The organism is Streptomyces sp. NPDC052687, assembly GCF_040678395.1.
Lineage (GTDB): Bacteria > Actinomycetota > Actinomycetes > Streptomycetales > Streptomycetaceae > Streptomyces.
In genome coordinates, this window is sequence record NZ_JBFATR010000055.1 from 25032 (window position 1) to 43964 (window position 18933).

At 69.5% G+C, this 18933-nt stretch carries 15 protein-coding genes and 3 pseudogenes; 11 read left to right on the forward strand and 7 right to left on the reverse strand.

What is annotated here, in order from left to right; genetic code table 11:
* Positions 1 to 128: 128 nt before the first annotated feature.
* The 3 genes and pseudogenes from AB0K92_RS29405 to istB (AB0K92_RS29415) all read left to right on the forward strand — a co-directional run.
* Positions 129 to 547: pseudogene (locus AB0K92_RS29405) on the forward strand (IS5 family transposase); the annotation flags it as partial.
* A 289-nt stretch (positions 548 to 836) separates the two neighbouring features.
* Positions 837 to 1085 (forward strand): hypothetical protein, encoded by a 249-nt coding sequence (locus tag AB0K92_RS29410; protein ID WP_365927880.1) that lies wholly within the window; start codon positions 837 to 839, stop codon positions 1083 to 1085.
* Positions 1079 to 1868, forward strand: a pseudogene (istB, locus tag AB0K92_RS29415) (IS21-like element helper ATPase IstB). Before AB0K92_RS29410 ends, istB (AB0K92_RS29415) begins: the two are co-directional and overlap by 7 nt.
* A gap of 49 nt (positions 1869 to 1917) precedes the next feature.
* Here istB (AB0K92_RS29415) and AB0K92_RS29420 read toward each other — a convergent pair.
* Together AB0K92_RS29420 and AB0K92_RS29425 are read right to left on the reverse strand one after the other, a co-directional pair.
* On the reverse strand, positions 1918 to 2445 hold the full coding sequence (locus AB0K92_RS29420) for a DinB family protein (RefSeq protein ID WP_365927848.1): 528 nt from the start codon (positions 2443 to 2445) through the stop codon (positions 1918 to 1920).
* Between the two features lie 504 nt (positions 2446 to 2949).
* Entirely contained in the window at positions 2950 to 3411 is a 462-nt protein-coding gene (locus tag AB0K92_RS29425; RefSeq protein WP_365927850.1) for a hypothetical protein, read from the reverse strand.
* A 505-nt stretch (positions 3412 to 3916) separates the two neighbouring features.
* Between AB0K92_RS29425 and AB0K92_RS29430 the strand changes: the two genes are divergently transcribed.
* The 3 genes and pseudogenes from AB0K92_RS29430 to istB (AB0K92_RS29440) all read left to right on the forward strand — a co-directional run bounded on the left by AB0K92_RS29430 (position 3917) and on the right by istB (AB0K92_RS29440) (position 7537).
* Positions 3917 to 5116 carry a hypothetical protein gene (locus tag AB0K92_RS29430; RefSeq protein ID WP_365927852.1) on the forward strand — a complete coding sequence of 400 codons (1200 nt, stop codon included), beginning with the start codon at positions 3917 to 3919 and terminating at the stop codon, positions 5114 to 5116.
* Positions 5117 to 5361: 245 nt separating this feature from the next.
* Positions 5362 to 6780, forward strand: coding sequence for an IS21 family transposase (gene istA / locus AB0K92_RS29435; RefSeq protein WP_365927854.1), 1419 nt, complete (start codon positions 5362 to 5364; stop codon positions 6778 to 6780).
* Positions 6777 to 7537, forward strand: a pseudogene (istB, locus tag AB0K92_RS29440) (IS21-like element helper ATPase IstB). Before istA ends, istB (AB0K92_RS29440) begins: the two are co-directional and overlap by 4 nt.
* A 22-nt stretch (positions 7538 to 7559) precedes the next feature.
* Here the strand turns inward: istB (AB0K92_RS29440) and AB0K92_RS29445 are convergent.
* The gene (locus AB0K92_RS29445; RefSeq protein ID WP_365927856.1) at positions 7560 to 8258 is read right to left on the reverse strand and encodes a hypothetical protein; all 699 of its coding nucleotides are present in this window, start codon (positions 8256 to 8258) and stop codon (positions 7560 to 7562) included.
* Between the two features lie 476 nt (positions 8259 to 8734).
* On the opposite strand from AB0K92_RS29445, the gene AB0K92_RS29450 reads away from it, so the two are divergent.
* Positions 8735 to 9328, forward strand: coding sequence for an ATP-binding protein (locus AB0K92_RS29450; RefSeq protein WP_365927858.1), 594 nt, complete (start codon positions 8735 to 8737; stop codon positions 9326 to 9328).
* Positions 9329 to 9339: 11 nt separating this feature from the next.
* Positions 9340 to 10452, forward strand: coding sequence for a hypothetical protein (locus tag AB0K92_RS29455; protein ID WP_365927860.1), 1113 nt, complete (start codon positions 9340 to 9342; stop codon positions 10450 to 10452).
* A gap of 34 nt (positions 10453 to 10486) precedes the next feature.
* Here the strand turns inward: AB0K92_RS29455 and AB0K92_RS29460 are convergent, their stop codons facing one another.
* A complete protein-coding gene (locus AB0K92_RS29460; protein WP_365927862.1) occupies positions 10487 to 11044 on the reverse strand; it encodes a helix-turn-helix domain-containing protein in 558 nt (185 codons plus the stop codon).
* Positions 11045 to 11550: 506 nt separating this feature from the next.
* Here AB0K92_RS29460 and AB0K92_RS29465 point away from each other — a divergent pair.
* Entirely contained in the window at positions 11551 to 12732 is a 1182-nt protein-coding gene (locus AB0K92_RS29465) for a hypothetical protein (RefSeq protein WP_365927864.1), read from the forward strand.
* 97 nt (positions 12733 to 12829) lie between these two features.
* On the opposite strand, the gene AB0K92_RS29470 is transcribed toward AB0K92_RS29465, so the two are convergent.
* Positions 12830 to 13033, reverse strand: coding sequence for a hypothetical protein (locus AB0K92_RS29470; RefSeq protein WP_365927866.1), 204 nt, complete (start codon positions 13031 to 13033; stop codon positions 12830 to 12832).
* 265 nt (positions 13034 to 13298) lie between these two features.
* Here AB0K92_RS29470 and AB0K92_RS29475 point away from each other — a divergent pair, with 265 nt between their 5' ends.
* Positions 13299 to 14150, forward strand: coding sequence for a hypothetical protein (locus AB0K92_RS29475; protein WP_365927868.1), 852 nt, complete (start codon positions 13299 to 13301; stop codon positions 14148 to 14150).
* Between the two features lie 385 nt (positions 14151 to 14535).
* Complete coding sequence (locus tag AB0K92_RS29480) at positions 14536 to 14751, forward strand: helix-turn-helix domain-containing protein (protein ID WP_365927876.1); 216 nt, start codon at positions 14536 to 14538, stop codon at positions 14749 to 14751.
* 497 nt (positions 14752 to 15248) lie between these two features.
* On the opposite strand, the gene AB0K92_RS29485 is transcribed toward AB0K92_RS29480, so the two are convergent.
* Both AB0K92_RS29485 and AB0K92_RS29490 read right to left on the reverse strand, forming a co-directional pair.
* Positions 15249 to 17912 (reverse strand): Helicase associated domain protein, encoded by a 2664-nt coding sequence (locus AB0K92_RS29485; protein ID WP_365927870.1) that lies wholly within the window; start codon positions 17910 to 17912, stop codon positions 15249 to 15251.
* 44 nt (positions 17913 to 17956) lie between these two features.
* The gene (locus AB0K92_RS29490; protein WP_365927872.1) at positions 17957 to 18121 is read right to left on the reverse strand and encodes a hypothetical protein; all 165 of its coding nucleotides are present in this window, start codon (positions 18119 to 18121) and stop codon (positions 17957 to 17959) included.
* Between the last annotated feature and the right edge of the window lie 812 nt (positions 18122 to 18933).

Genomic DNA, 18933 nt, shown 5'->3' on the forward strand with positions numbered 1-18933 from the left:
GTCCGGATGCTGGCTGCGGTTCACGGTGCCGACGGGCCCGATTGTGTTGCCAGCTCGCCGCTTGCTGCTCGGCGAGTTGCTGGCGAGCTAGGGGGTCTCTTTCCGATCATCTGATCGTTGGGCTGGCTGTGAGGGATGGGGAGATATCTGACGCCGCGTGGGCGGTGATCGAGCCGCTGTTGCCGCCTGCGGGTCGTGCCCGTGGCCGGTGGCGGGATCACCGCCAGGTCCTCGAGGGCATCGTGTTCAAGTTCCGCACCGGGGTGCCCTGGAGGGATCTGCCGGAGCGGCTCGGCCCGTGGCAGACGGTGCACGGACGGTTCGCCCGCTGGGCCGCCGACGGCACCTTCGACAGGCTCCTGGCCGCGGCCCAGGGCCGGGCGGAGGTGGACTGGCTGGTCGCTCTGGACTCCACGATCGTGCGGGCTCCTCAGCACACGGCTGCCAAAGGGGGCTCGAGGAGCGTGGGCTCGGACGCTCCCGCGGCGGGCTGACCAGCAAGATCCACCTGGCCTGCGACGGACGGGGCCGGCCGCTGTCCCTGGTCACCCGGCATGAACGCCTTGGCGGCCGCAATGGCTCCCGTCTGGTCCTGGACCACTACCTGGAAGCCCTGCTGCGCAAACCGGGCGCCTTTCCCGGGTCGACCGCGCTGGAGCAGGCCCGCTCCGCGGGCCGCTTCACCCCCGTCCACGACAAGTGGTGGGCGGCGGCGAAGGCCGCCCACGGGGATGCGGCCGGCACTCGCGCGCTGATCGAGGTGCTGCTGCTGGCGCGACACATGGACCACGAGCAGGTCGTGGCCGGTCTGGCTGCCGCCTACCAGGGCCGGAGCCTTGACCGCAGACGCGGTCGCTTTGGAAGCCCGCAAACTCGCCGACGCGGACGGTGAGCCGATCCTGCCGGCCCGTCCCAGGACAGGGCAGGCGACGGAGGACGAGGGGCCGACCGCATCGGTGACCTTCCTCGCCGACTGGAAGCTGTCCCATCTCCCGCCCGACAACCGGCCGCTTCCCTCGGTGGCCCACTACGACCAGCTCCTGCAACGGCCTGGCCGCACGGCCGGTGAGAAAGAAGGATCATGAGTCCACGCAAGCGCGGGCTGACCGAAGAAGCCGCCACCGCCTCCATCGACCAGGCATGCCGGCTGCGGCTGCCCACCATCCGCCAGCAGTTCAAGGAACAGGCCGACGGCGCCGCCCGCGAGCAAATGTCCTACCGAGCATTCCTGGCCGAACTGCTGATGGCCGAGTGCGACGACCGGGCCCGGCGCCGGTCCGAACGCCGCATCCGCGCCGCGGCCTTCCCGCGGGAGAAGAGCCTGCGGGCCTTCGACTTCGACGCCAACCCCAACGTCGACCCGGCCACCGTCAACACCCTCGCGACCTGCGAATGGGTCAATAGGCGAGCCGCTCTGCCTGATCGGCGACTCCGGCACCGGCAAGTCCCACCTGCTGATCGCGCTGGGCACAGAGGCCGCCATGCAGGGCTTCCGAGTCCGCTACGCGCTGGCCACCAAGCTCGTCAACGAGCTGGTCGAAGCCGCCGACGAGAAGCAGCTGTCGAAGACGATCGCCCGCTACGGCCGCCTTGACCTGCTCTGCATCGACGAACTCGGCTACATGGAACTCGACCGGCGGGGCGCTGAACTGCTGTTCCAGGTCCTGACCGAACGCGAGGAGAAGAACAGCGTCGCGATCGCCTCCAACGAGTCCTTCAGCGGCTGGACGAAGACCTTCACCGACCCCCGGCTCTGCGCCGCGATCGTCGACCGTCTTACCTTCAACGGCGCGATCATCCAGACCGGCACCGAGTCCTACCGCCCGGCCCACACCAAGGCCCTGGCCGAGCAGGCCGCCGCCGGCTGAGAGGGAATGCCGGGTGCTGGCGCGGTCCTTGCCACCGCGCGAGCACGTCTTATGCGCCGGTAGATCCGTCGATCTGCTCGCGGATGAGGTCGGCATGACCGTTGTGACGTGCGTATTCCTCGATCATGTGCACCATGATCCAGCGCAGGGAGACTCCCTGATCACCGACGTGACCCGCTTCCTGTTCGGACAGGCGGCCTGAGTCGTTCAGTGATGCTTCGGCGATCAGCTCACGGCCTCGAGCGACCTCCGCTTGCCACGCGGCCATCGCCTCGTCGAGTCCTCGTCCAGGCTGAAGGGCGAAGCCGTCGGCGTTGTTTTCCCCGAAGACCGGCGGCACGTCCTGACCTGCGAACACGCGCTGAAACCAGTTGCGCTCCACCTCAGCCATGTGCTGCACGAGACCGAGCAGCGTCATCGACGAGGGTGACGCCGCAGCAAGCCGTAATTGATCATCTTTGAGGCCCGAGCACTTCAGTGCGAGAGTCGCACGGTGAAAGTCCAGCCACGCTGCCAGCATGGCGCGCTCGTCAGCATGCGCAGGTGGGATAGGCCGTCCATCTGGTGTCGTATTCATGAGCACACCCTGGCAGCAGCAGCCGTGGCCCACGACCGTCTTCGCTGGCGACGAACACGTCTCGCCCCTCTCCCCGCGAGCCAGTGACATCAAATCTCACTGAGATTGATCTTGCTGAGCCACACAAAGTGACGGAGACGATGGACCGCACCGAGGTGCGCACCGTGATGTCCGCCGCGCCCGGTGCGCGCACCGCATTGGTGCGCGCACCGGCACTTCCTTCTCCAGGTGCGGCGGGGTTCGCGCGTGACCCCTTGTCCAGGTCTGCTACCCGGACGCGCGCCCGCTTGTCCACCTCTGCTACCCGTCCATTTCTCCTTGCCACAGCGCCTTCCGGCCGCTGATCAGACTGCGGTCAAGGGGGTGTGTGATATAGGAGCCCGCCGCCCTTGGCGCGCCTGTGCGGTGCGCCGGCACCGATGGCGCGCACCGCGATGGACAGCGCGGTCGGTGGTGCGCGCGCCGCGCGGTAGTGGTGCGCACCGCCACCGCGCGGCGCCCGCACTACACGACAGTGAGGCGCACCGGGTGCGCACCGGTCGGTGCGGGGTGCGCATCGAGGGCCTGGCCCACGCCGACGGCCTCCAGCTGGCGCAGGGTGTCGGCGACGTCCTCGTGGTCCTCGGTGAGGAACTGCTGAGCGAAGTCGATGATGGCGCGTGCTATGCCCTCCGCCGTGTCCGGTCCGGCCTGCGCCCAGGTCCGCAGCGAGGTCACGAAGACCCGACCGAGGGCCTCCGGGGCGAAGGTGTCCTCGCACGGCTCGCCGGCCTCCGGGCCGGGCAGCGCGGTGACCGGGACGACGATGCGTTCGGCGACGTCGACGAGCAGCTCGGGCATCCGCGGTTCGGCGCCGGCGAACTCGCGGGCGGCTTCGATGTCGTCGGCCTGGACGGCCCGGAGGTAGTTGAAGGCGCTGATGGCCGCGTGGGGGGTCATCGGGGTGAGCGGCGTGTTCTCGGGCATGGGTGCTCCTCATCGTCGGGCCGCCTCGCTGATCGCGGCGGCCTCGAAGAAGCCCTCGAACTGCGGGCCTGTGGACAGAGTCCGGCCGCTGAAGGGGGGAGAACTCTCCCCCTCCGCCGGTTGATCACGATGCGGTCACGGTGGAGGGGTTCTTCGAGGCCGGCGTCACACGGAGCCCGAATTCCGCACCTGTAGAAGGTGAATGGCGGGATCGGCCCGCCCCACCTTTCAGGAGCGCCCTGTGGCGAGCACCGCGGACGAGCCCGAGCAGCCCCTTGACCGGACCGGAGAGGCCCCCTCCGTGGACCCCTCCATCACCCCCTCCGCGCACCGTCACAGCGGGCCGGACGTTTTTGCAGGTCAGGCGCGGCGGACAGGGGGTCGTCGCAGGTCCGACAACCCTCATGTCCAGAGGCGTCCTACTCACAGGAAGAACTCGACAGGGCCCAGGCGCCGGGAACTCCTGCAGGCGCTGGGGATTTTCCAGAGGGCGACGCCCGACCAGTTGTGGAAGCTGACCCGTCCGGACAATAAGCACGACAAGCTCACGCGGGACAACCTCCTGGATCTGGAGGACCACCGCCTGGTGAGGATCGAGACGGTCCGGGAGGACCAGCGGCAGGTGTGGGTGCTGACGAAGCGTGGACACGGCGAGGCGAAGCGGCTGCTGGAGCCGAAGGGCATACGGGTCTCGGCGCTGCGTGAGGAGAAGTACGACCCGGTCACCGGGGAGCTGCTCGGTGCCAGCTACGACGACCACGCGGCGGCGGTCACCTCGACGGCCGCCGAACTGCACCGTGCCGGGATCGGGCACCGGCTCGGCTTCGCCACCGAGGTGCCGCACCGGCTCGCGGACGGGTACGTGCAGCGGGCGGACCTGGTGGTGCGGGCGCCAGCGGCCGGGGTGCCGGTGCTGTTGCTGGAGATCGACCGCCGCAGTGAGGACGCGCACGACCTGGTCGCCAAGCTGCGCCGGTACTGGGAGTGGGGCCGCCTGCTGCCCCGGGACGCGGACAAGCACACCGTGGACTTGGTCCGCTCGCGGCCGGACGCGATCGACCACGTCGACCACGACAAGCGGCTGTGGCGCCGGGTCTACCCGCCCACCGGCCGGGAGGGCCTGGTCCCGGTGGCGTTCGTGTTCGCGGACACCACCGAGGCGAAGGTCGACAACACGGTCGCCGTGCTGGAGGAGGTCGGCCGCCGCTACTGGGCGCCGCGCCGGTACGACACCCTCTACCCGAAGGCGGTCACCGCGCGGGATTACCGCCAGGCGGTGCCCGTGGTCGTCACCACCCTGGAGCAGCTGACGGAGCACGGCGCCGGTGCGGCGGTGTGGCGGCGGCTGGGACGGACCGGGCAGCAGACGCTGACGGACGCGCTCGACAACCCCGACGGCCACGCCCTCTACCGCCGCCAGTACGCCCGCGCCGAAGCGGAGGACGAGCGGCGCCGTGCCGCTGAGCGGGAGGCGCGGCGGCCGGTGTGCAAGCGGTGCGGGCGGAAGTTCACGGACGAGCGCTGGGAGGAGGTCACCGTGCATCGGACCGCTGTACGGGCCGGGGACAAGTCCGTGTGCGGCCCGTGCCGCGCCGACGACGTCGCCCGCGAGGAAGCCGCCCGCCTCGAGGCCGCCGCGCCGCCGGAGCCGCAGGACGGCCCCGAGCCGGACTGGGGCCGCGGCTGGTTCCGCCGGCGGTCCTGACCACGTGCCCGCTGTGCGGTCGGCAGCCGCCAGGCCGCACAGCGGGGCAGATCCCGAAGTCACCGCACCACGGGCGGGACGGACGGGCCCATGTCAGCTCGCTGGCGACCAGCCGGGGGGGTGTCGGCGTACACGTGAACGTGCCCAGTCACGTACGGATGAACGTGCTCAGTTCGTGAGGTGCTGGGAGCCGTTGCTGGGCAGTCTGCTGCTTGATCTGTTGGGGCGGCAGAGGGCGGCTGGTCATGGTTTTGGACCCACATCGGTGGTTGGAACTTCGCCGGTATCGCGGTCTGTATGAGTCCGGCGCGATCAGCCTGTCGGAGATCGCGAAGGAAACCGGGCTGAACCGTCGGACGGTTCGAAAGTACCTGTCCGGGCAAGCCCCGGTGGCGCCGCCGCGGCGGGCGGCCAACGGTCGGCCACGGAAGCGGGTGGTTGACGAGGTCGCCCCGCTGATCGACGCGATGCTACGGGCGGAAATCACGATCAAGGGTGCCGTCATCCATGAACGGCTGGTCCAGGAGTACGGCTTCACCGGCAACTACCAGCGCGTGAAGCTCTACGTGCAGGAAGCCCGGCCCCGGATCGCGGAAGAACTCGGCATCGCTCCCGATGAACTGGCGGGTCTGCACCGCCGGTTCGAGGTCATTCCCGGAGCCCAGGCGCAAGTCGACTGGGGCGACGAGGGCAAGATCCTCGCCCACGTCGGGATCCCGAAGGTCTATTCGTTCCACATGGTCTTGTCCTACTCGCGCGACCCGTTCTGCTGCTTCACCACCAGCCAGGACATGGCCACCTTCTTCGACTGCCACCGCCAGGCGTTCGCCCACTTCGGCGGGGTTCCGATGTCCATCGTCTATGACCGCACCAAAACGGTGGTCCGTCGGCATGTCGCCCCTGGTGATGCCGTTCCGCTGCATCCGGAAGCGGTCGCGTTCGCCGGGCACTACGACTTCGACATCGATGTCCTGGCAGCCTATCGCCCCACTGGCAAAGGCCGGGTCGAGCGGCAGGTCGACATCGTCCGGGACCACGTCCTGGCCGGCCGGGCCTTCGCCTCCCTTGAGGAGATGGACTCCGCGTTCATGGCCTGGGTGCCTATGCGGCGAGCCCGGACCCACCGCACCCACGGCGAGGTCATCGGCCTGCGGGCCGTCAGGGACCACATGGCCTTGCGGCCGCTGCCCGAGACGCCCTATGTCGTCACCCAGCGGCACCTGCGGCCGGTCGGCAAGGACTGCCTCGTCGCCTTCGCCGGAAACCTCTACTCGGTGCCGGCCCGCAAGGTCCGTCCCCGCCAGCTGATCGAGGTCCGGGCCACGAAGTCCCAGGTCATGCTGCACTCCACCAATGCCGATGCCGACGGCTCCACATTGCTGGCCGTCCACCCGCGAGCGGTCGGCAAAGGCGTTCGGGTCGTCGACGAAGAGCACTGGGACGGTCTGCCCGACGGCAGGAACCGCCGTGTCACCACAGGCGACATCATGCCGCTGCCCCGCCACGAGGCACCTCTGGGCGAGGAAGCCGGGCCGCTGCAGGCCCTGCTGACCCGGGCCGCGGCCGCCAGCATCCCAGTCGGCCGCCGTCCGCTGTCGGTCTATGACGAGCTGACCGGCACGCGACCGTTCACCACCGCCCCCAAGAATAAGGAATCGTCTTGAGCGAGCTGGTCTCCACCCGCATCCGCACCACGGCCGGCAAGCTCGGCCTGCCACACCTGGCCGAGGCCCTGAACCAATACGCTCAGCGGGCCGACGAGGCCAAGATGGGCTATCTCGACTTCCTCGATCTGGTGCTGTCCGAGGAGCTGGCCGTCCGCGACGACCGCCGCTTCCGCCAGGGCCTGCGACTGTCGAAGCTCCCGCACCACAAGACGCTGGATGACTACGACTTTTCCTTTCAGCCCGACCTCGACCCGCGCAAGGTGAAGGACCTGGCCACCTTGTCGTTCGTCGAAGCCAAGGCGAACGCGGCCCTGCTCGGCCCGCCCGGAGTCGGCAAGACCCACATCGCCGTCGCCCTCGCCGTCGCAGCCTGCCGGGCCGGCTACTCGATCTACTTCACCAGCCTCGACGACATGGTCCGCAACCTCACCGCCGCCGAAGCCGCGGGCCGCCTGACCAGCAAACTCGGCACCTACCTTCGCCCGAGTGTTCTGGTGGTGGACGAGGTCGGCTACCAGCCTCTGGAACGAGCGGAGGCCAACCTCGTCTTCCAGGTGATCTCCAAGCGCTACGAAAAGGGCTCGATCATCCTGACCTCGAACAAGACTGGGGTCAGGTCTTCGGCGACGAAGTACTGGCCACCGCGATCCTCGACCGGCTCCTTCACCACTGCGACGTGATCTCGATCAACGGCCCCAGCTACCGACTCAAGAACCGGCTTGCCGCCATCGAGCAAGACACCCAGGTGGCCTGACCAGCCAGAACAGCGGAGCCCGTCACCGGATGACAGAGATCTCCGGAAGAGGCTGCTGCCATTCACCTAGTTCCGCGACGAGAACCCGGCGGGCCAGCAGCCGGGCCAGAGCCCAACCCTCGTCGGTGCACAGTGCATTCCTTGTCCAGCGATCAGCGTTCTCGTCACCGCTCATCCTGCTGAGGATCACGTCGATCTCCTGCAGGTCAGCCAAGACTCCGCGGGCGAGCTGTCCATCGGCCACCAGGGCCTCGGCCATGCGGAAGGCGTGCTCGAAGTCCAGGGCGATCTCGTCTGTCATCACCGCATGCCTGGCCAACCAGGTCACCTGGGTCTGGGCATCAGCCGCCAACACTGCGAGCGACTCCATCAGCAGGCACCGACGGAACGAAGGACCGGGACTCTCCATCGCACGATCGTCGCACGCCACCTTCTGACGAGCCCACAGGCGAACATCCGGCTGAGCACATTTAGCCGTACTTACCTGAGCACTTTCGCGAGTACGCCGACAGGGGGCGTCGGTGGGGGACAGGTCGGGGCGCGCTCGGTGCCAGCGTGCGGCGTGCCGCCAGCGGCCGGAGGCGTCGCGGGCGACGTCGACGCAGACTTCCACCACCAGCTCGGGCTCCACCAGCGTGACGTCCAGCTGCTCCCGGCTGCCCCATCCGGCGGAGAACGACCAGCCTGTCCACGGATGCCCGCGCCGGGCCCGGTGGAGCATCCTCGCGACCGTCGTGCCGGCCGTCGTGGCGAGGGTGGTGGTGCGGCCGACGTACTGAAGCGCCCCTCCGGGTCGTACCGGCCCAGCAGCAGCGTCCGGGGCGCCGCCAGAGGACCCGATACCGCGCCGACCACCGCCTCCGTCGTCTCGCGCGTCTTGTACTTCTGCCAGCCCCTCACCGAGGGGCGGTATGGCTTTGCGCCCCCAGCTCTGTGACGGCGGCGTGGACACCGACCGGCAGATGGCCCGGTTAGCCCCCGAAGCCTCGGTCGCCGGTAGCCTGCCCCACCCACGTATTGGTGAGCATCGGTGCAGCACAGAAGCGGCATCCTGCTGTACCGATCAGTTCTGGACTCGCTCCGAGTCTGCCTCCGCTTCAGGCCACCGCAGCGCAGCTGCCGCAGCTCGCCCGCGCCCCAGCCAGCCGGACCGCCTGCCGGCAACCGGCCTGGCGCTGCACCACGGCGCTCAGCGCGGTGACGCAGGACCGGGCCCGCACCGCCGTGGTGGGGGCGACCACAGGCCCGGCGTGCCGGCGCGACCCCGACCACGGCGGCCCGTCCGGGAGTGTCCGACGTGACACCGCCCTCGACCTGGCCGGTGAACCACCGCGCCACCCCAGCGAGTTCGACCGTCTGCTGAAGACCGCCCTGGCCGAACGCCCCCGCACCTTCCTCGTCGACGAGGCCCAATGGCTCAACGGCGAAGCCTTCGAATACTTCCGCTACCTCTGGGACGAACCCTCAACCCAGCTCGCCATCATTTTCGTCGGCGGCGCGGGCTGCCACACCGTGCTGCGCCGCGAACCGATGCTGTCCTGCCGTGTCTTCATCTGGCAGCAGTTCACCCGCCTGACCCCCGGCGAGGTCCTCGAGGTGATCCCGCTGTTCCACCCGGTCTGGGCCGACGCCGACCCCGACGACATCGCCTTCGCCGACCAGCACGCCGCACACGGCAACTTCCGCGCCTGGGCCCAGCTGACCGCCCACACCCGCACCGCCCTGGCCCGTACGGGACGTGCCCGCGTCGTCCAGGAGCTGCTGCGCTGGGCCTTCAGCCGCCTCGCCTGACCACACCGTCCATGCCTCCCGCCCCGCCGCTGCAGTCCGTCACCGTGGTTCTCGACCGTCACGACGACGTGCTGCACACGCACACCGCTCTGGCCGCCCACCATCCGCCGTCCGGCCGGATCACCCTGCACCCCGGCCCGGGCACCACCAGCGAAACCGGCCTCGCCCACGACCTTCTCGTCGCCCTGGGCAAACCGCCCCTGCTCCCGGGCCGCTTTCCCGGCGGCCGCCAGCCCGCCTGGGAAGCCGCTGCCGCCTGGATGACCGCCCTGCCCGTCACCCGGCTGACCGTCCTGCGCGCTCACCGCCTCACCGCCCGCCGCACGATGCGCCTCCTGCAGCTACAGGCCCTCACCGGTATCCACCTGACCCTGGTCTGCCACCGCCCTCACCTTCCCGCCGCTCTGCACCAGGCCCTGCGGACGGCCGACTACTCCGTCACCGCCGACTTCGAGGCTGCCCGCCGCCACTACTACGGCACGCCTACCGCCGAACCCCCGCCCGCAGACGAGCCCGCCGCGCCGGCTAGCCGGTGGCTCACCCTGCCCGCACTGGAACGCCTCGTCTCCTACGACAGCCCCCGCCCCTGCGCCGACCCGTGCACGCCACCGCCGATCGCCTGGCGGCACCGCCCACCGCCCCCGCCTCTCACCGCGCACACCGCCCAGAAGGTCACCCACCGGCTGCACGCGGCGACCGCCCACCCTCGCCTGGCCGCAGCTGTCGCCGCCGCACTGTTCACTGGCGCCTCCCTCCAGCAACTCGCCACCGCCTGCCCCCGCGACTACGACGACGCCGTGGCCATGCTCGCCCTGCACGACCGCGCCCGCTACACCGACGGCTGCGCCGCCCACCCCGTACCACCCTGGGCCAGCGTCTTCCTGCGGGCCGCAGCCTGCTTCACCCGGCTCGCATCCGGCGAGGATGAGGAACTGCTCGTCGCGCCAGGTGACCGTGGGCACCTGCTGCGTGTGGCGGAGACGGCCAGACTGCGCCCGCCCCAGCCACCCGCGGCCCGCCGCAAAGGCCCGGCCCGCCGTGTGGAGTGGGACTGGCGCGAGAGGCAGGAGGCCGAGAGGTACGAAGCGATTCCGGCCGACCGAGCCAGGCCGTCGCGACGCTGACCACCCTGACGTGGTTACGCGCGACGGGCCAGGCTCAGCCGATGGAGAAGTCGGCGAACTCGACGTCGCTGAAGGCGATGTGCAAACCGTGGGCCCGGCGGCCCCCGTCACGGAAGTAGGCGTGCCCCAGCGCGCGGGCGAGGATCGCCGTCTGCTGCTGCTCGCCTGCGTCGGCGTCCCGGGCGGCGAACAGCTCCCGCGCTACCTCTCCCGGCAGGTCCTGGGTGATCCATCGCACCCGCGGGTCGTCCGAGGAGCCGGCCGCAGCAGCGAACCCGAATCGCGCCCGGGTATGGAAGACGAACCCCTCCGCCTCGGCCTGGGCACGCAGGCGTGCCCGTACCCGGGGCTGCCACCGAGCCAGGACTGCTTCCTCGATCGACCGGATCTGCGTCGGGCCTGGAGGACGACGCGCTCCTGGTTTCTTCGTCACCCACCGCTGCACGGTGCGCTGCGACACCCCCAGCACGGTGGCCACCCTGCGGGTGGAACCACGGTGCGCTGCCAGCAAAAACCGCAGGCGGGCCTCGGTGCTTGAAGGAACGGAGCGGGTGCGCAACGCGCGCTCCAGTCCCTGCTCGATCTGTCCCACGTCCGCCCCCCCAAGCGACCAGCCCGCACGGCTGGCGCCCCACAGTCGGTAGTGTCAGTTCTCCCGCATCGCCCGCCCCTGCCTGCCAGTTTCTGCATTCTCGAGACAGCGCCGGATGACGCAGCTACGAGCCCCTTGGGGGAACCGGTGACAAGCCGGCGGCGCGCGTCAGGACGGACGTCGCCGGCACCCCGGTGCTGTCCTTCGATACCGAGTCCCATCAAGGTATGAGGCCGAAAAGTCCCGCCGGATGGAGGCCTGGACTGTCCGGATGCCGCACCCATCAGGAGGCGACACCACCGCGGAGCGGCGGGGCTGCCCCTCCGGAGGCCGTGTGATCCTGAGGGGCCGGGGCGGCCAGGCGGAGTCGGAGAGGGGCGTCGTGCCGGACAAGGCCACACCAATTCCGTCACTGGTGCGGCGCGTTGTACGTCCGCTGCGATGCGTCGTCGTCGATTCCTCACTTTTCGAGGGTTGTTGGCGGTGGGATGCGTGAGACTGCCAAGGTGCTGCTCGGTCTCCTCTTCGCGATCACTCCGTGGTTTGCCTTGGTCGCAATGGCTCTGTTCCTCTTTCCTGGGCCAGTTCAGCGCTGGGGATTGGAGTCTTTGGAGCGCTTCGAGCGATGGCGTGCCGACTCGGGGGTGCGTCGAGCTGCTCCGCTTCTGACGCAGATGCTGCTGGTGCCGCCGCGTATACAAGATCGTGTTGGCGGCCATGGGTTGGCGCCTGGGTACGTCGTGCGGTGGTGGCGTGCCCGGCCTCTGGCCGGGCTGTTCAAGGTCGTCCGGTTTGCGCTGCTGCTGTACATTGTGGCGCATATCGACGACATGGCCGACTGGGAGAATCTGCGGTTAAGCGCTGAGCCGGGTCCGCATTCTGGTGTGGTGCAGGGGTTGCTCAGCAGTTTCGTGGCCATGCCGATGGCGGTCTTTACTGGGGGTTCCTCTGCAGTCGGCCGAGTGTCGGCAGTTTTGTTCTGGGCCTTGGTTCTGACCGCTGAAGTGCGGCTCATCAAGCGCATGAACCTGACCAGCTCGGGCAGAGGTGCAACGCTTTCCGCCTACGACCTGGAGGGCCTCACCGGGTCCGCGGACGGGGACAGTGCCCGCATGGAGGACCGACGCTGCTGGCCGGTCGTGGCCCTGCTGACGGTCGCTGCCCAGTGCGCCGCGGTTCTGCGGCGCTGGGAGGAAACCCAGCCGGACTGCCAGATCCCGCGCGTCTCCGTGCAGCCGGTCGAGCGCGTCATCTGGAGGGCCCACCGCACCCGCCGCGCCAGAGCCAGACGACACAACGAACGGCAGTTCAAAGCCCATGCCGCCCTGGTGGTGGGCGCGCTGCGACAAGCCGAAGCACGACAGGACTCCAAGCCGGGCCCTGCTCTGGAGGATCTCACCGTGATGCTCCTGACCATCGCCGAACGCTACGCCGAGGGCCGTATCGACGACCTTCTCGACGCAGACCACCTCGCAGGCGTGACTCCGGCTGTGCCGAGAGAGCGTCTGCGGGGGGTCGTGGTGGGGCTCACGGTCGTCCTGGTGATGGCTGGTGCAGCGTTCCTCGGCTTGCCCGACGCGGCTCTCATCCCTCTGCTGCCGGTCGTGGTCATCTTTGTCGCGGTCGTCGTCAACCGTGGGCGGATGCCAACGGTGGGGCAGCTCACCGATCTGATCATCCCCCGATGAGGCGGAAGACCTCGAGGAGCAGCGTCCTGTCCTGAAGCCCGGCGGGGAGCTGATCCGGTGCCTCCTTCGAAAGATCCATGAAGACCGTGGCCGGGCCTCAGCCGATGAGTGAGCGGAGCACCGGGACGCTGAGACCGGCTGCGGTCAGACCAGCCAGAACAGCAGCGGCCACGGCACCGCCGCTGAGGAAGGTGAGCCCTCCGGCGACCAGGCCGATGACGACCGCGATCAGAAGGACGACGGCCGTGTGGATCGTCAGGAACGGGGCCGGCCCTTGCGGCGTCGGCACGGGCGAACTCACTATTTCTCCCCAATGGTTGATGATGTGACGTCCGCTCGTAAGTGCCCGTCCGAGCCCCACCCCACGGCCTGATTTCCCGGCTCCGAGGGCCGCAAAAGAATCTTGGAAAAGTCCGTGGGGTGGCCGTGGAGGGCGCACTTACAAGGGGTCGTCTCGGCGCCGGCCGCGGCGGCCCGGGAGCTTGCGAGTGGGCTGGCGCGGTTGGTGGCGAGCCGTCCCCTTGCACAGCTAAAGGGGGCGGAGACGACAACCGGAAGGGGAGGGCATGCAGGGCGACGGCGCGGGTGAGGAGGTCGCGGCCGCGCGCGCCCGCAACCTACAACCTAACGACGGCCCGCACGACGCGCAGCGGCTGCTCGGTGCCCCGGTCACCCCCCAGGACGTGCGTGCCATGAACGGCCGCCAGGCCAAAACCGCCCGGCGGCTGCAAGAGAACATCGACCGCCGGCTGGCCGACGGACGCCTGGTGGCCCTGCTCGAACAGGACGGCTTCACCGGCCCGCGCTACGACCTGTTCGTGGAAGAACTCGTCCGCTACGGGATCTCTGTCCTGCGCGGCTGGATGCATTCCGGCTACATCTTCGACCTGGTCGCCCAGCGCGGCTTCAATCTCAACCCCCACGAACTCGATCTGGAGGACCTTGCCACCGACAGCGACCTGCGCGAGGAACTGGCCACCATGACCATCGCCCGAGCCCTGCCGCGCTTCCGGCAGCAGGCCCTGGTCGACAAGGGATGGACCCCCGAAGGCGGAGCAAGCATCACCACCTACTTCATGGGGGCGTGCGCCTACGACTTCCCCAACGAGTTCCGCCGTCACAGGGCCAGCGAGGCCCGCCAGCACCGCGCCCTGCGCCGGGAGAAGGAGCTCTACAGCCCACCCGTCAGCACACTCAGCGTTGCCCAGGAGGTCCTGGGCAATCTGAGCGTCCTGGACGAACTGGGAGAGATCACCGACCCACGCGTCCAAGCCATCGTCGCGCTGACCCTGGACGGCTACTCGCAAGACGAAATCCGCGAGCTGGTCGACGCCACGACTGTCCGAGCCGTCGAAGGCTCGCTCTACCGCTGGAGAACCAAAGCCAAGCAGAAGAGGAAGGAGGACCGTGATGACTAGCCGCGACGACGAATTCACCGCACTGCTCAACGCGTCATCGCTAGGCACTGACGCGGCACGACGCCTCCGGGAGCGGACCCCGCAGAGCACCGCCCAAGCCATCCGCGCCATCACCCATCTGCGCAACACCATCGTCCACAAAGCCAACCCAGTATCGGAGCAGGACGTCACTGAGGTCCTCACCGCGCTCGACTCCTTGACCAGCGACGACACCGGCCTGCGCAGGCTGCGTGACGCCATGGCCCGCCTTCATGCCCAGGAAGGGACTGAAGCGATCGACGACCTGCCCGAGGCTATGGAAGCCCTCAGCCTCTTGCCCTTGGACGGACTCGACGCCGCTACGTCGCAGAAACTACGAGCGGCTCTCACGGTCGTCGCCACGCGCCTGGCAGCACAGGCCGCGCCTGTCCTCCTCACTGTCGCTGAGACCGCTTCGATCATGCGGGTGTCGAAAATGACGATCTACCGCTTGGTGCAGAGCGGACACCTGCCGTCCATCCGCTCCGGCCCCTCCAACCGGTCCTTTCGCATTCCCGAAGCCGCTGTACACGAATACCTGCGCACGTCATTCATGGGAGCGCCGGTCAACCCGCCGCAGTGATCATGCTAGGTCGCGTAAAACGACTCACGCTGGCGGGAGCCGCCACAACAGGTTTCCTTGCCCGCAGCCGTTCAAGAGCTCGCTGTCCGGAGCCTCCTTGTAGGCCCCTGGGCCCGTATTGAAGTGGCTACGGTGCCGCACGCGGCCGGGGATTGGGGCACGCTCCGGGCGCGCTGGAGACCACCGACGCCCCATAGGACAGAGACTCGGCGGTGACGCCGCCGACTGGGGCCTGTACGTCCCGGTGCGCCGTGACCCGGTGACCGGCGTCCTGGCGGAGGTCCGGGTTACCTTCCCGCGCCGCTCATAGCGGACTTCCGTAACGCTGCGCTGCGCCGTGACACTCGCTGCTGGCGGGGATCGGTCCGCTTGAAGTTGCCCACCCACGCGCCTGCGCCAGGAAGCTCCGCGCGCTCACGCTGAGGCTCGCGACCAGTGTCCATGGCACCTCTGGCAACGGGACCCCTGTCAGAGGTGCCACGGGAGACCTCCGCCGTCTACGCCCACTCCACGCCCAGCTCTCGCAGCGCCTCCAGCTGCTCCGTGGCAAGCCGGTCCCGCCTCGATTTGGTGTTCGATACCCACACGCCCAGCTTCACGATCACCGGGTCTGCCTCGCCGTCGACCGTGATTTCTTCGCTGTGGCCCCTCGGTACCGGCCGGTGGGCGCCTTCTCGTTCCATCCACTGCGCGAGGGCTACCAGGCCGCGCTGGAACGCCTGCTGCGCCTTGCTCGGACCCTTCGTCGCACGGGTGGCCGCCGGGGCGGCAGACGGGGCCTCAGCGGGCTGCACGCCCAACGCGGACAGCCGCTCCTGCTGATCACTCGACAGCTGCGCCCAGGTGCCCGGATTCTTCTGCCGCTGGAGCCACTTGCCCAGGTCATCGCCCTCGAATAGCACCCCGGGTTCGATGGCCGGCAGGACGCCGTCGGCGTCGACCAGGTCCGCAAGGACGCGGTAGTGCCGCTGCCAGTCCAGCGGCCACGGGCAGTCCCAGTCCGGGTCGACCGCAGCCAGCTGCTTCGCGCGCTCCGCCGCCCGCTCCGGGTCCTTCCCGAGGCCGCCCTTCCGGCGGAGGTTGGCCATGTGCTGGCCCACCGGCACCATTGCCTCGCCCTCGCCCCACACCGCGTCCTGACGCGGAGCGAGGTGCCCCGTGGCCCGCCGGTAGGACCGCAGCGCGGCGAGCTTGTTCTCCCAGGCTTCTTCGCCGGGTTCCCAGACCATCCCGGCCTCGGGTGCGTCGAGCAGCTCTTTGCGGTGGGGGTCGAGTTCGCCGGTCCGTAGCGCCTTGCGCTGTTGGTGGACCCATCGCCCGAGGGGGAAGTTCTTGGTGACGCCGACTTCGACTTCGGTGTCGTATGGGACGGCGTGGAGGCCGGTGATGTGGTTCTCCCTGCGCCAGCGGAGTAGGGCTTGGTAGCCCTCGAGCCAGACGAGGGATTCGGGCCGGTAGACGCGGGTGCGGAGGAAGGCCGCGATGGTGGCGGCGTCGCGCGGGCTGGAGAAGTGCAGCAGCGCGGACTCGGCCGCGGCGTCGGTGTCGGCCTGCTCCTGGTCATCACCGTCGCCCCCGCCGCCGGCCCCGACGATCCGCCCGTCCTCGTCACGCCGGACGTGGACTTTGCGCTTGCCGCTGGTGAGGGCGCGGGAGGCGAGCTGCTCGACCAGGCGCTCATCGTGGCTGCGCAGGCCCTGGAGCACGGCCACGAGCGGCTTGAAGCTGGCGGAGGCGACCATGTCGGTCGGGTCCTCGTTCGGCTCCAGGAACACTGGCACGATGATCCTGGCGACCTTGGTGGAGCCGTCGCGGTTGAGGCGGAGCGCCCGGCCGATGTTCTGGACGATCTCGACTTGTGAGCCGCGGGTGTCGGCGAAGCAGACGGCTTCGACTCCCCGTTCGCCGGTGATGTCGACGCCTTCGCCGAGGACGCGGCAGCTGGCGAGGAAGGCGCGGTGCACCCGGCGCCCGGCCGCGTCGATGCCGTTCGCGAACTGCCGCAGCGTCTCGCGCCGCTCGGTGACGAGGTGGTCGCCGCACAGCCACGCGGACCACACTCGGTCCGGGGGTACGTGGCGGCCGGCCTCCAGCTCGTAGAACTCCGCGTCGATCGACGACTTCGGCAGCTTCTCCGCCTGCGCCAGGTCCTCGTCGGAGACGTCGTTGGCGTACAGCCGGGCGGCCGTCTCCGGCAGCTTCTCCGCGAACGCTGCGGCCTCCTCTACCCGCTGGTGGAACGTCATCACGGTGCGCAGGTTCCACCTTGCGGCGTGCTCCAGGAGCGCCGTCTGCAGGAGCGCCATGCGCCGGCCCCGCTGCGCCTCCTCCGACTCGCCGAAGACCGGGGAGGGGTCGCGGATCTCCAGCACGTCGATCTCGAACCCCGCGAGGATGCTCCGTTCGATCGCCTCCGAGAGCCCGAGCTCCGCGATCCACGCGCCGTAGGTGGCGGAGTCCTGGCCCATCGACGCGAGTTCCAGCTCCTGGCCGTCTGGGCCGCGCTGGGGGCGGGGGGAGGCGAGGATGCGTGGGGTGGCGGTGAGGTAGAGGCGGTAGTCGGCGGGGATGCGGCTGTTGTCGTGGATGGCGGCCCACGGCCGGCCAAGATCACCGGCGGTTCCGTGGGCCTCGTCCACGATCGCGAGGTCGAACGGGGCCATCTGCTGGCCGTAGAGCCGCTCCCCGCCCGCCAGCGCGGCTTCCAGCGGCCCGCGAACCTTCCGTCGGCCCGTCGGGTCCTCCGGGTCCTCGCGGTCCACCAGGGAGGCGTACGTGGCGAGCACGACCACAGGCCCCGACCCGGCCCACAGCGCGAGCTGGATCGGGTTGGTGGTGGTGCGCACGCCCAGCTCGTTCAGCACGGGGTCGTTCTCCAGCGAGCACACCGCGACCATGGGGGAGCGGTGGCCCACCGCCCGCCAGGCCTGGGCGGTCTGCACGAGCAGGTCCAGAGTTGGGACGGTGACGAGGATCCGCCCGCTGGGGAAGCACTCCAGCGCGCACGCGGCCGCAGTGATCGTCTTGCCGGATCCGGTCGCGGACACGATCATGGCCCGCGCCCCTCCCGGAGGCACAGACGATCTTGCAAGAAATCCGACCCATTTACGAAAGGCCGATTTCTGGTCGACCTGGTGTTCCCGAAGCTGAATATGCCGCATTTCCACTGTCCTCCCCTAAACCTATTTAAGCACTGTTTCGGGAATCACCGGGACGGCATAAACGGCGGAACCGATACCGTACCGTCCTCATCCACGACGACCCGTTCGGCGAGCTGTGCCAGGACGTCGGCCGGCCGCAGCCCCGCCCGGGCCGCGGCCACGCGCACCAGCTGGCTCGGCCCGGTGGCCAGCCACAGCTGCGCCCGCACCTCGTCCGCCTCCTCCCGCCGCCGTTCCTCATGAGCGGCCCTCGCCGCCAGAGCCTTGTCCCGCCGTGCCTCCCGTTCCCGGGCCCATTCCGAGCCCGAGCGTCCCGCTCCGGCTGGTACGCGTCCCAACCGGCCTATGCCATCACGTCCCTGACGCGCTGCCACTCCACGTGTTTGGCAGCCCAGACGGCAGCCAGCCGCTCCGGATCCATCCCGAACCCCGAGGAGGAACCACCCCGCCGCAGCTGCTCCACGGTCTCCCGCTCGCGGACAGCGGCCTCTGCCACCTTGTCCGCCACGGCAGCGATACCGAGGCCATGTGCCTGGCGCCGGACCTGATCCCGGGCCACGTCCTGAGCGCTCCACATACAGCATCTTCCTTTTCCCGCTGCCGTGATCATTCCCCAGCCAAGAGGGTTGGGGCTGTCCCCCCTTTCTGCCAACGGTACATGCTGCATCAACCTGATGCAGCGCTGACCGGAATCCAACCCGACCGAGTGACCCCCATCCTCGTAGCCAGCCTGGCCCGCGTCAGCGGGCCCAACGGTCCTGGAGGCGGAGCCGGAAGGACCGTCAGGCGGGGGAGCGCAGCGGACCCGCCGACCCTGGCCAGAGCGAAGCGCAGGCCAGAGCGGGACGGAGTCCCGCCGGTCCGGGAGCGCAGCGGACGGACCATCAACCCGATCGCGCAGCGATCGGGTTGAGCGGGTGGCGCAGCCACCCGCCAGCGCTCACGCGGAGCGGGTCCCTTCGGGCTGCGCCCGAAGAAGCGAACCCCCGTGCTGCGCACGGGGTTGCGCTCCCGCTCCGCG